This window comes from Amycolatopsis sp. NPDC051102, from assembly GCF_040682815.1.
In the GTDB taxonomy this organism is placed as follows: Bacteria; Actinomycetota; Actinomycetes; order Mycobacteriales; family Pseudonocardiaceae; genus Amycolatopsis.
This window is the reverse complement of the sequence record NZ_JBFBBT010000001.1, coordinates 709,510-721,761: the sequence shown is the minus strand read 5'-3', so window position 1 is coordinate 721,761 and position 12,252 is coordinate 709,510. Positions and strand designations below refer to the sequence as shown.

11 protein-coding genes and 1 pseudogene are annotated in these 12,252 nt (G+C 72.1%); 10 read left to right on the top strand and 2 right to left on the bottom strand.

What is annotated here, in order from left to right; all coding sequences use genetic code 11:
* Positions 1 to 3 precede the first annotated feature (3 nt).
* From AB0M93_RS03115 to AB0M93_RS03095, 5 genes are all read left to right on the top strand, one after another.
* Positions 4 to 2,658: a penicillin acylase family protein gene (locus AB0M93_RS03115; RefSeq protein WP_364267796.1), complete on the top strand. Its 2,655-nt coding sequence runs from the start codon at positions 4 to 6 to the stop codon at positions 2,656 to 2,658.
* On the top strand, positions 2,640 to 3,131 hold the full coding sequence (locus AB0M93_RS03110) for a hypothetical protein (RefSeq protein ID WP_364267794.1): 492 nt from the start codon (positions 2,640 to 2,642) through the stop codon (positions 3,129 to 3,131). The genes AB0M93_RS03115 and AB0M93_RS03110 overlap by 19 nt, the downstream gene beginning before the upstream one ends.
* Positions 3,124 to 3,345, top strand: coding sequence for an MbtH family NRPS accessory protein (locus AB0M93_RS03105; RefSeq protein WP_364267792.1), 222 nt, complete (start codon positions 3,124 to 3,126; stop codon positions 3,343 to 3,345). Before AB0M93_RS03110 ends, AB0M93_RS03105 begins: the two co-directional genes overlap by 8 nt.
* Positions 3,346 to 3,347: 2 nt before the next feature.
* Positions 3,348 to 3,575, top strand: a complete 228-nt coding sequence (locus AB0M93_RS03100; RefSeq protein WP_364267790.1) for a hypothetical protein — start codon at positions 3,348 to 3,350, stop codon at positions 3,573 to 3,575.
* 87 nt (positions 3,576 to 3,662) lie between these two features.
* Complete coding sequence (locus tag AB0M93_RS03095; protein WP_364267788.1) at positions 3,663 to 4,901, top strand: MFS transporter; 1,239 nt, start codon at positions 3,663 to 3,665, stop codon at positions 4,899 to 4,901.
* Positions 4,902 to 4,910: 9 nt separating this feature from the next.
* Here AB0M93_RS03095 and AB0M93_RS03090 read toward each other — a convergent pair whose 3' ends face one another.
* Positions 4,911 to 5,534 (bottom strand): LuxR C-terminal-related transcriptional regulator, encoded by a 624-nt coding sequence (locus AB0M93_RS03090; protein WP_364267786.1) that lies wholly within the window; start codon positions 5,532 to 5,534, stop codon positions 4,911 to 4,913.
* Positions 5,535 to 5,784: 250 nt separating this feature from the next.
* Complete coding sequence (locus AB0M93_RS03085) at positions 5,785 to 6,678, bottom strand: LysR family transcriptional regulator (RefSeq protein ID WP_364267784.1); 894 nt, start codon at positions 6,676 to 6,678, stop codon at positions 5,785 to 5,787.
* Positions 6,679 to 6,762: 84 nt separating this feature from the next.
* Here AB0M93_RS03085 and AB0M93_RS03080 point away from each other — a divergent pair.
* From AB0M93_RS03080 to AB0M93_RS03060, 5 genes and pseudogenes are all read left to right on the top strand, one after another.
* Positions 6,763 to 7,958: pseudogene (locus AB0M93_RS03080) on the top strand (MFS transporter).
* A 66-nt stretch (positions 7,959 to 8,024) separates the two neighbouring features.
* A complete protein-coding gene (locus AB0M93_RS03075) occupies positions 8,025 to 8,465 on the top strand; it encodes a hypothetical protein (RefSeq protein WP_364267782.1) in 441 nt (146 codons plus the stop codon).
* Between the two features lie 97 nt (positions 8,466 to 8,562).
* Positions 8,563 to 10,146, top strand: a complete 1,584-nt coding sequence (locus AB0M93_RS03070; protein ID WP_364267780.1) for a long-chain-fatty-acid--CoA ligase — start codon at positions 8,563 to 8,565, stop codon at positions 10,144 to 10,146.
* A gap of 112 nt (positions 10,147 to 10,258) precedes the next feature.
* Positions 10,259 to 10,813, top strand: a complete 555-nt coding sequence (locus AB0M93_RS03065) for a hypothetical protein (protein ID WP_364267778.1) — start codon at positions 10,259 to 10,261, stop codon at positions 10,811 to 10,813.
* Positions 10,814 to 11,101: 288 nt separating this feature from the next.
* Positions 11,102 to 12,250 (top strand): MFS transporter, encoded by a 1,149-nt coding sequence (locus AB0M93_RS03060; protein WP_364267776.1) that lies wholly within the window; start codon positions 11,102 to 11,104, stop codon positions 12,248 to 12,250.
* The last annotated feature ends 2 nt before the right edge of the window (positions 12,251 to 12,252 follow it).

Here is a 12,252-nt window from a genome sequence, read left to right as displayed (position 1 = left end):
CCGATGAGAAGGAAACTGACGCCGCGTGGCCGGCTCGGCCTGCATTCGGCCTCCCTGGTCGGCGCCCTCGCGCTGGCCGTGGTGGTCCTGCAGGTGTCGGTCGCCGGCGCCGGCACGCTCCCGCCGCTGGGCGCGGCCGTCAACCCCGGCACCGGCGTGTGGGTCACCGCCGACCAGGGAAACCCGCCCCACGACCAGAACCTGACCCTGCCCGGCCTGTCCGGCGGGGCCACCGTGTCGTTCGAAGCGGACGGCACCGCGCACATCGCCGCCGGCACCGACGCGGACATGTACCGGGCGCTGGGCTACACCCACGCCCGCTTCCGGCTGTTCGAAATGGACCTGGCCCGGCGCCAGGCCGAAGGCCGGCTGGCCGAGACCACGAGCGACCCCGCCGCGTTGACCTCCGACGAGTACGAGCTCGACCTCGGCCTGCTGCGCGCGGCCCAGCGCGACTGGAACGCGATGGCACCCGGCTCCCCGGCCCGCGCGGTGCTCACCGAGTACGCGCAGGGCGTCAACGCCGCCGTCGCGCAGCTGAAGCAGGACAACGCGCTGCCGCTCTACTACAAGCTCATGGACTTCCCGGTCGAGCAGTGGACCCCGGTCGACAGCCTGGCCGTGCAGCGGCTGGAGACCCAGACGCTGTCGTTCGACCCGCTGCCGACCGCCTTCAGCTACATCGCCGGCGCCTTCGGCGAGCAGAAGTTCGAGCAGCTCTACCACGCCGTCGGGCAGAACCCGCAGTACCCGTACGACCCGGGCCCGTACCGGAAGCTGCCGTTGACGCCGATCCCGGCGCGCGACGACGGCACCCCGGCACCGCCGTCCGGCACGACCGGCGGCGGGGGCACGGTGCAGCAGGCGCCCGCCGGCGGCGCGGCGCCGCCGGACGGGTTCGCGGTCGGCACCTCACCGCAGGCGATCGAGGCGTCGGCGCAGTTCCAGGACCGCCTCGCCCAGCTGCCCGCGAACGCCGTCCACACCATCGGCAACAGCAACGCGTGGGTCGTCTCCGGAAAGCACACCGCCTCCGGAAAGCCGATCCTGGCCTCCGACCCGCACCTGAACCTGACCGTCCCGTCGATCTGGTACCAGGTGGAGCTGCGCTCCCCGGGCTACCAGCTGGCCGGCGTGACGGTGCCGGGGATCCCGGCGGTGCTGGACGGCAAGAACCAGCACATCAGCTGGGGCCTGACCAACTCCCAGCGGCCGGGCACCTTCTACTACCTGGAGAAGACCGACGCGGCGCATCCCGACCAGTACTTCTGGAACGGGCAGTGGCGGCCGATGACGAAGATCGTCAACAAGATCGGGCAGCACGACGGCTCGACGGTCGAGTACACCACCCGGATGACCGTGCACGGCCCGGTGATGACCGTCCAGGGGGTCACCGCCGCCGTCTGGTTCACCGGGACGCTGCCGAGCGACAACTTCGACAGCATGCTCGCGGTCGAGAAGGCCACCAGCTTCGACCAGTTCCGCCAGGCGCTGCGCGGCTGGAACACCCCGGCGCAGAACTTCGCCTACGCCGACGACGCCGGCAACATCGGCATCGCCAACGCCGGGCTGCAGGCGCAGACCCCCGACCGCTGCCTGCCGTGGCTGCCGATGTCCGGCACCGGGGAGTGCGACGTCACCGGGAGCATCCCGTTCGAAGCGCTGCCGAGCACCTACAACCCGCCGTCCGGGTTCGCGCAGACGGCGAACCAGCGCGAGGTCGGCACCGACTACCCGTACTACTACGGCCGCGGGTACGACTTCTTCGACCAGGGCTGGCGGTCTACCGAGATCACCAAGGCGCTCACCGGCACCACCGGGGTGACCTCGCAGCAGATGCAGGACCTGCAGATGTCCATGGTCGACGACGTGGCCCGCGCCCTGCTGCCGACGGTGCTGAAGGACCTGGAAGCCGGGTCGTGGGACCCGGTGCAGACCCAGGCGCTGGAGGCGCTGAAGAACTGGGACTACACCCTGACCGCCGACTCCGCCGCGGCCACCGTCTGGGGCCGGTTCATGGTGCTCTACGGGTATGCGGTGTGGCACCCGGTGTGGCAGCAGTACAAGATCCCGGCGCCGCCGCGTGACGTGTTCACGCCGCGGACCAACGACAGCACCTACGCCGTCGACGGGCTCAACGGCCTGCTGATCAACCTGAGCATCGGCGACGTCGGCAATCCGCTGTTCGCCCCGCCGGGTTCGACGACCCACACCGCTCCGGAGGTGATCCGGCAGGCGTTCGCCTCCGCGGTCACGGACCTGCAGGGCAAGCGCGGACCCGACGTGCGCAGCTGGAAGCTCGGCGACAACCACAAGGTGATGATCGCGTCGCTGCTGCAGTCGCCGGTGCTGGACCTGGGGCCCTTCGCCTCCGGCGGCAGCGGCCGCACGATCAACTCCGTGGTCAGCGCCGCGCCGGTGCGGCACGGCAAGCCGCTCACCGGCGTGGCCGTCGGCGGGGCCAGCTGGCGCATGGTCGTCGACTGGGGCACCGGGCAGTCGGTCGGGATCTACCCCGGCGGGCAGAGCGAAAACCCGGCGTCCCCCTGGTATTCGGACCGGCTCGCCGACTGGTTCGCCGGACGCAACCGACCGATTCTCGAGGGCGAATCCGCCCTGGCCGCGACGAAGGGGCGGACATGGACACTCAATCCCTGACCGGGCAGCTGCCCGGCCGGCGCACCACGGCAACCGGAGCCGATACGGCGACCCGCGGCCGGACCTGGGTCCGCGTCCTGGCCGTCGCCGCCGCCGGGGTCGTCCTGGACTGGGGCGGCAACCAGCTCGGCTGGTGGTGGGTCACCGTGCTGACCGGCGTCGCGGCCGCCCTGCTGCTGCGCGGCCGCGCGCTGGCGGTGTTCACGCTGGCGGTGCCGCTGCTGAGCTGGGGTGGCGAGCTGTTCCGGCTCTGGACCGCGATGGACACCACGCGGATCTCCCGCGTCACCCTCGGCCTGGCCGGCGTCGGCGACGACGTGGCGTGGCTGGGTTACGTCGTGACGCTGCTGTACGCCGTCCTGCTGTGTGCCGCCGGGGTCTGGGTGGCCGCGGCGGCGCGGCAGGTGATCCGCGCGGCCCGGGCGGCGCGGCACAACCCCATCGAGCAGGAGGAGGCACGCACCGATGTCTGAAGCCGAAGACACCCGTGAGTACGCGGTCGTGATCAACCACGAGGAGCAGTATTCGATCTGGCCGGTGGGACGCGAACTGCCCAGCGGCTGGACGGAGGCCGGCGTCCGCGGCCCGAAGCGCGACTGCCTGGACCACATCGAACGGGTGTGGACCGACATGCGGCCGAAGAGCCTGCGCACGGCGATGGCTGCGGCCCAGTCGCCGGGAGCGTGAGGATGCTGCGCTACAGCCGGGCCTACCCGCCCGAGGCGCTCCGGGCCTTCGAGCCGGCGTCGGACTGGGTCGCCACGCACGCCGCAGGGGGACCGCTGTTCCTGTGGGACGACCTGAGCGTGACGGCCGACGCGTTCGCCGACGAGCCGGCGTACCGCGACGAAAGCGCGGAGTGGCAACGGTTCTGCCGCGAGCAGCTCCGGTTCGCCGTTCCGGACGACGTGGGCTGAGTTCCGGCGGCGGCGCGTGCCCGATGCGCGCCGCCGCTGCCGCCCGTTCCCCCGCACCCGTTCCGGCGCCGTCCGAGGAGACCGTCGATGAGTGCCGACCACGAAACCAGCCCCGCGAAGGACGTCGAAGCGCGCCCGTCGCCGTTCGCGCCGTTCCGCCGCCGGGACTTCCGCATCCTGGTCGCCGGGCAGTCGCTGTCGACGCTCGGCGACATGGTGTACCTCGTCGCCCTGCCGTTCGTGATCCTCGGGGCCGGCTACGCGACTTCCGGCCTGAGCCTCACCCTCACCGGGTTCGGCCTGGCCCGGATCGTCACGGCGCTGCCCGGCGGCGCGCTGGCCGACCGGTTCGGCGCGCGGCTGGTGATGCTGTGCGCCGACCTGGCGCGGTGCGCGGCGCTGACCACGCTGACCGTGGCCGCCGTCCGCGGGGCGCCGGCCCTCGGCCACCTGGTCGTCACCGGAATCGTCCTCGGCGCCTGCGAAGGCGCCCACATCCCCGCGTACCGTTCCATCACCCCGGCCCTCGTACCGGACGCGGAACTGCCGGCCGCGAACTCCATCGGCATCGCGTCGAACCTGTTCGCCAACGTGATCGGGCCGCCGATCGGAGGCGCCCTCGTCGCCCTGGTGGCACCGTGGCCCGCGATCGGAGCCGACGCCGCTTCCTTCGCCGTTTCGGCGCTCGCGCTGCTGGCCATCCGCCGCGCGCCGGCGCCGGACCGCACCCCGGCCACCAAGTCCGGGTCGTTACTCGGGTTCGTCCGTTCGTCGCCCCTGTACCGGACCGTCCTGCTGATGACGGCGGTCCTCGGCGCGTCGGTCGGCGGGACGCTGGAGGTCGCCCTGCCGGTGCTGACCCGCGCCCGGCCCGACCTCGGCCCGGCGGGCTACGGCTGGCTGATGGCGGCCCTCGGGATCGGCATGCTGACCGGCGGCGCGTCCGCGGGCGCCCTGACCCACGGCCGCCGCCAGGGCCCGATCGTGATCGCGACGCTGGCGGTCAACGGCGGCCTGCTCGCGGCACTGCCCCACGTGGGCGGCCTGCTCCCGATGGCGGCAACGATGGCCCTGGTCGGCGCGCTGGACGGCGTCCTGGCGGTCCTGGTGATGACGGCGACCCAGCGCATGCCACCGCCGCGGCTGCTGGCCCGCGCCCAGGGCCTGATCAGTCTGGTCACGTTCGCGATGTTCCCGCTGTCGGTCGCGGTGGCCGGGCTGGTGCTGGCCCGCTGGTCACCGGCCGCGATGTTCCACCTCACCGGACTCGGCTTCGGCGCGGTCGCGGTGTGCGGACTCGCCAGCCGCAGCCTCCACCGCCTGTGATCACACCCCTCACACGAGCCCGCGCTTGGCCGCCGCCACCCCGGCCTCGAAGCGGCTCGACGCGTGCAGCCGGTCGCAGAGGGCCGTCACCCGTCGCCGGTAGGTGCGGACCGAGATCTCCAGCCTCCTGGCCGCCTGCTCGTCCTTGAGGCCCGCCGACAGGCACCGCAGGATCCGCACCTCCAGCTGGGAAAGCTGCGGCGGCACCACTCCGGGCGGCGGTGCCGGGCGGGCCTGCTGGAACGCCCAGACGACCACCGCGAGCACGGCCGGCGCGCGCAGCACCGTGCGGTCCTGGCGCTGGGGGAACACCACGGCGATCGAGTCGACCACGGCCAGCCAGGTCGGCAGGCCCGGCAGCATCCGCACTTCGACGCCCGGAAGATCCGCGGCGGGCGGCCGTTCGATCTGCAGCAGCTGGCCGGCCCGCGGGGATTCCCGCAACCACGACTCCTCCACTTCGTGCAGGCGGCTGAGGATTTCCCGGTCGGCGCGTTCGGCACCGGCGTCCGGGTCGTAGCGCCCCAGCACGTCGTCGACCGCCGCGTGCAGCCGCGCGGCGAGGTCGGGACAGCCGGCCCGTCTGAGCGCCCAGGCGGTTTCCGCCGTGGGCACGTTGGCCTTCCCCAGCATCGACGTCCCCCTCCCCCGAGCCGGCAAGCGGCCCATTCCCCGAAGATCGCCGCCGGTTTCGGGCAGAACAACGCACGAACTACGCATAACGGTTTCTCGCAGTTCGCCTACACCCCAGCAGACCGACGATCGTAACACCACTCTGACATGGGCCGTCGACAATTCGTCGACAGTCCGTCGACGCGATCTTTGTTGCCCGGAAAAATCGCCACCCTCCGGTTAGCGGAAATGGTTTTCCCGACGGCCGTGATCACATTCGCCGGGCCAGCTCGCGGGCGACGCCGACGGCGATCTCCCGCGTCCGGACCGCCAGCGGGGACTGCGTGCGGTCGGCCGGCCAGTACAGGGCCAGCGTCCGGGTGGGCGACGGCTTCAGCGCGTGGACGGCGAGCTCGCCGTCGGACCAGGCGTCGTGGGTGTGCAGGGCGAGCCACGGCAGCACCGCCCAGCCGATGCCCGCCCGCACCATCGACAGGATGGTTTCGTGGCCCGCGGTGCGGAACACGAACCGCGGCTGCGCGCCGGCGCGGGCGAGCGTCCGCTCCAGCCACCGCTGGTGGTGGGTGGGCGGCCAGGCGACCATCGGGACGTCGTCGAGCCGCCGCACCGGGACCGGGCCGGCCGGGACCGCGCCGGCCGCCGTCACCAGCAGGTACGGCTCGTCGAACAGCTCGGCGTGCTCGACGTCGCCGCCGACCGGCCCGTCGTGGAACAGCAGGTCGAGCTCGCCGATCCGGGGGTCCTCCGGCGGCACGTCGGACAGCCGGATGTCGCAGCCGGGGTGCTCGTCGAGCAGCCGGCGGATGACGGTGGGCAGGATCAGGTTCGACACGCTCGGGAAGGTGCCGATGTCGATGCGGCCGTGGCCCGCCCGGAACCGGTCGACGGCGTCGGTGAGCGCGGCCGCCTTCGCCAGCAGCTCGCGGCCGTGGGCCAGGACGACCTCGCCCAGCGGCGTGATCCGGACCGGCCGCGGCCCGCCGGGCCGGTCGAAGAGCGGGCCGCCGACGGCCTTCTCCAGCGCGGCGACCTGCTGGCTCACCGACGACTGGGTGTAGCCGAGCCGGGCGGCCGCCTGCCCGAACGTGCCTTCCTCGGCAATGGCGGCCATCGTCCGCAAGTGACGCAATTCGAAGTCGGCCATAACGACCGATCATAAGCAACGCCGATTGCTTTGATCGGAAATCATCGCTTTTCGTGATGTGCGGGCGAACCTAGCGTCGGAGCCATGACGACCTCCAGCTCGATCGATCCGGCGGCCCGCACGCGCCGGGGACTGCCCCCGCTCGTCTGGGCCCTGGCGGCCACGCACCTCGTCGGCCGTGCCGGCGGTGTGGTGCGGTCGTTCCTGGTGCTGTACCTGACACAGGCGCAGCACCTCTCGCCCGCGACGGCGGGCGCGGTGGTCGCGGCGGTCGGCGCCGGGGACATCGGCTCCCAGCTGCTCGGCGGCTGGCTGGGTGACCGGATCGGCCGGCGCAACACCATGCTGGCCGGCTTCCTGGGTGCCGCGGCGGCACTCACCGCGCTCGGCTCGGCGGATTCGCTGCCCGCCATCTGGGCGGCCGCGCCGGGGCCGGGCTGACGCTCGAGCTGTTCCGCCCGGCCGGGTCGGCCGCGGTGGCCGACCTGCCGCCGCAGCAACGCATCCGCGCGTTCGGGCTGCTCTACTGGGCGGCCAACGTCGGCTTCTCGGTCGCCGCGGTGACGGCCGGGGTCCTGGCCGGGCACGGGTACGGCCTGCTGTTCCCGATCAACATCGCCGCCGCGCTGGCGGCGGCGCTGATCGTCTGGCACCGGGTACCGGAAACGCGCCCGGCCGCCCCGGCGCGAACGCGCCGCGCACTGCTGCCCGTCGTGCTGCGCGACCGGCTGATGCTGGCGATGCTGGCGGTCCACGCCGGCTACTTCACGCTGTTCCAGCAGACGTTCACGACGTTGCCGCTGCTGATGACGGCCGGCGGCCTCGGCCCGGCCACGTATGGCGCGGTGCTCGCGCTGAACGGAGTAGCCGTCGTGGCCCTCCAGCCGTGGGCGGTCCGGCTGCTCGCCGGGCGCGACGGCAGCACGGTGTCGGCCGTTTCGATGCTGCTGGTCGGGCTGGGCGCCGGGCTCGGCGCGGTGAGCCACGGCACGGCCGGCTTCGCGGGCTCGGTTGTGGTCTGGACACTCGGCCAGATCGGCATCGCGGTCCGGTTCGGTGACACGTTCGCGGGTCTCGCCCCGGCCGAGCTGCGCGGCGGGTACCTGGGCCTCGCGTCGGCCACCTGGAGCGTCGGCGCGGTGCTCGGCCCGCTGGCCGGGACGGCTCTGCTCGGCCTGACCGGCGCGACGGTCCTCGGCGTGGTCTGCGCCGCCGGTGGGATCGGCCTGTTCGCCGTCCAGCGGGCCCTCGGACCGGCCGTGCGCCGCCGGACCCGATGATCACGGTGCCGCGCCGTTCAGCCGACCGACCCGCTCGCGAGCTACCGGGCAGGCTAGGTTGCGCGGATGAGTCTTCTCGATGACGTGGCCGAACGCGACGGCTGGCGGTGCTGGGTGTGCGACGAGCCGGTCGACCCCGGGATGTCGGTGAACGACCCGCGGGGCCCCAGTGTCGACAGCCGGACCGCGGACCGGAAGGCCAAGGTCGCCGAGCGGCTCGCGCACCGCGGGTGCAACACCCGCAAGGGCGCGGTCAAGGTCGTCATCCCCTGGCCGGACCGCCTGCACGTGGTCGAGCCCGCGCCGCTGATCACCGTGGCCGGGCGGCTGGAACGCAAGGGCGGCCGCGAACTGGTGGCCCGCTGCCCGACCGAGCCGGACGCCCGGGAAGCGGCGGACTGGCTGGTCGACCGGTTCTCGCGGCTGGTGCCCGGGCTGCCGGTCACCGCCGACGTCCAGCCGGGCGGCGGGCAGTTCCTCGTCACCGTGGCCACCGGCCGCCGCTGACCGGAGGCCCCGGCGGCCGTTGTGGACCACGGCGCCGTGATCGTGGTAGAAGTAGAACCTGTTCCACTTCTGACCGCCGGTGCCGGGAGGTGCGCGGATGAGCGTCCCGACGGTGACCGGGCTGCTGCTGGCCCGCGCCGGGGACGAGCACCCGGGCCTGCGGTTCGAGGACGAGACGTGGTCGTGGGCCGAGCACGTCCGGGAATCGGCGCGGCAGGCGGCCGGCCTGCGCGCGGCGTTGCGCTGGGACGAACCGCCGCACGTCGGCATCCTGGCCGACAACGTGCCGGCGTTCTCCGTGCTGCTGGGCGCCTGCGCGTTCGCCGGGGCGGTGCTGGTCGGGCTCAACCCGACCCGGCGCGGGGAAGCGCTTGCCCGGGACGTCCGGCTCGCCGACTGCCAGGTCGTGCTCGCCGAGCCGAAGTACCGGCCGCTGCTGGATGGACTGGACCTCGGTGGCATCGCCGTGCGGGACCTGGGTTCGTGGCCGGCGGCGCGGGACCCGATCGACCCCGTCCCGGCGTCGCCGGACGACCTGCTGATGCTGATCTTCACCTCCGGCACCAGCGGCGACCCGAAGGCGGTGCGCTGCACCCACGGCAAGATAGCGTTTCCCGGCGCGATGCTCGCCGAGCGCTTCCGGCTGTCCACATCGGACACCGTCTACGTCACGATGCCGATGTTCCACTCCAACGCCATCATGGCCGGCTGGGCGGTCGGCCTCGCGGCGGGCGCGAGCATCGCCCTGCGCCGCCGGTTCTCCGCGTCCGGCTTCCTGCCCGACGTGCGGAAGTTCGGCGCGACCTACGCCAACTACGTGGGCAAGCCACTGTCCTATGTGGTCGCCACACCACCGCGTCCGGACGACGCGGACAACCCCCTGCGGCTCGTCTACGGGAACGAAGGCGCGAGCGCCGACCTGCTCGCGTTCGAGAACCGCTTCGGCTGCAAGGTCATCGACGCGTTCGGCTCGACCGAAGGCGGCGTGGGGTTCGCCCGCACCGACGACACCCCGCCGGGCTCACTCGGCAGGCCGACGGCCGACGTGGCCATCCTGCACCCGCACACGGGCCGCCCGTGCCCGCCGGCGGAGTTCGCCCCCGACGGCCGCCTGGCCAACGCCGCGGAAGCCGTGGGCGAGCTGGTCAACACGGCGGGCGCCGGCTGGTTCGCCGGCTACTACCGAGACCCCGAAGCCGACGCGGACCGCCTGCGCGACGGCCGGTTCCACACGGGCGACCTCGCCTACGCCGACAGGGACGGGTTCTGCTACTTCGCCGGCCGCCTCGGCGACTGGCTCCGCGTCGACGGCGAGAACCTCGGCACGGCCCCGATCGAGCGAATCCTGCTGCGCCACCCGTCGATCACCGACGCCGCGGTGTACGCGGTCCCGGACCAGGTGACGGGAGACCAGGTGATGGCCGCCATCGTCACCGGCGACGCCCCGCTGGACCCGGCCGGGTTCGGGCGCTTCCTCGCCGGCCAGCCCGACCTCGGGCCCAAACAGGTACCGAGGTACGTGCGCACGGTCCGGGAGCTCCCGCATACATCGACGTTCAAGGTTGTCAAGAGGCAGCTTTCCGCCGAGGGCCTGAACTGCGCCGACGTCATTTGGGAGCGCGTGGGCCGGGATATCGCTTACACCACGCTTGAGCCGCGGACGGTCAGAACTCGGCCTTGACGGTTCTCAGTCCGGCGACGAGGTGTGCGCACCGCCGGGACAGAAGCGATCAGGCACGCGCGAGCGCCAGCAGGATACCCAGGTACGGTGTGGTGGGATCGGAGGTGGGCTCATGACGGACCGGCCGCGAACTGATCAAGCCGACCAACTGACAGCGGTCGAGTTTGCGAGTCTGCGAACCGAGATCGTAAAGCATTACGAGATCCAATTCCAGCTCGTAGCTGTTGCAGTTGTCGCGCTGGGAACCATGCTGTCCGTGGGCTACCAGACGAAGAACGCTGCCATCATGAGCCTCTACCCGCTCCTGTCCCTGATGCTCGGGGCGTACTGGCTGAACATGGCAGAAGCCATCCTGAGGTGTGCCGACTACATCAGGAGCACCATCGAACCCCTGATGCGAGCCAGCCACGTGGGCTGGGAAAGTCATCTCAGCAGCATGCCGATCCGCCGTCTTTCGTTCGGCTACTGGGGAGTTCGTGGCATCTTCCTGGGCGGTCCCGTCGTTGCGCTCTTGTCTGCGGCAACAACCTCGCAGTGGTCTCCGATAGACATCGTGACGTTCACGATCGGCGCCCTGGCCACCGGACTGACCTTCGCCGTCTTCATCTCCTGGCGAGAACGGTCTCCAGCCGGGTTGTCAAGAGGCAGCTTTCCGCCGAGGGCCTGAACTGCGCCGACGTCATTTGGGAACGCGTGGGCCGCGATATCGCTTACACCCCGTCATCCCGCGCAACCCGTTCCGGTTGAGCAATCCCCCAGCCGGGTTGTCATTGGGCTGATATCGCGGCCCGTGCCGATGCACGCCCATTCGCAGGGGCCATCGGAACGGCCCGCATCCCTTGAAGCACAACGAAATCTCGGACATCCGTCACCTGACGGATGTCTGCGGATGCGTGCGCCGAGAAACATTGCTTTACGGAGTTCACCGCTCCGGCCTCGACGACGAGGAGGAGCGATGTCTCGTGCTACCACCACCGTTTCCACACTGGTGATCTTCGTTCTCGCCGTCAACCTGCGGCCGGCCGTGACCAGCTTGGGTGCGGCTTTGCCCGACATCTCGGTCGCCGGTAACCTCGTTGCCGCCGTGCTCGTCGCCTTGCCGCTGTGGGCCATCGGGCTCGGTGGCTGGGCCACTCCGTGGCTGTGCAGCCGGTTCGGGCCGCACCGGACCGTCAGCATCGCCCTTGTCGGGCTGGTGTTGTCGCTGGCCGGGCGGGTGCTCGGCGGTCCGGTGGAACTGCTGGTCGGAACCGCGCTCGCGTGCCTGTCCATCGCCGTGCTCGGCACCATGCTGCCGCTGCTGGCGCAGGGTTCCGCCGCCTTCACCTTCGGGCTCGGGTTCGGGAGCACCGCCGGCGCGCTGGTCACGCCCACCGCCGTCATGACGTCGTCGTGGCGGGTCGCCCTCGGGGTGTGGGCGACCGCCGCGCTGGTGGCCCAGCAGGTCTGGCAGCGGACGCCCGGGGAATTCGGGTCGCCGCGGGCCGCCTCCGGGGCCCCGCCCGCCGCCGCCCTGACCATCCACTTCGGACTGATTTCGACGGTGACGTTCCTGGTCATGGGCTGGCTGCCCGGTATCCTGCGGGACGCCGGTGTGCCGCCGACGACCGCGGGTGCGTGCCTCGCGCTGTCGATGGCCATGGGGTTGCCGATGATGTGGCTGGTCCCCGGCTGGACCCGCCGCTGGCGCAACCAGACCCTGCTCGTCATCACCCTGGCCACACCCAACCTCATCGGGGTGACCGGCCTGCTCTTCGCACCCGCGGCCGCGCCCTGGCTGTGGGCCGCCGCGACCGGCACCGGCATGGGCGCGCTCGCGTTCGCCCTGACCACCGTTTCGCTGCGCAGCAAGGACAGCTCACTCTCCCTGTCGGCGGTGGTCCAGGGCGTGGGGTATCTCATCGCCGGCTTCGGCGTGCTGGCCTGCGGGTGGCTGCACACCGGCACCGGCACTTGGCGGACCCCGTTGCTGCTGGTCCTGGCCGTCCTGCTCGGCCAGATCCTCAGCGGGCACGCCGCGGTCTCGCCGCGGACGCTCACGTCGCCGTTGACGCACCCGCTCGCGCTGCCCCGCCAGGGCGACGCGCCGGAGGTCGGAGTGTGAGT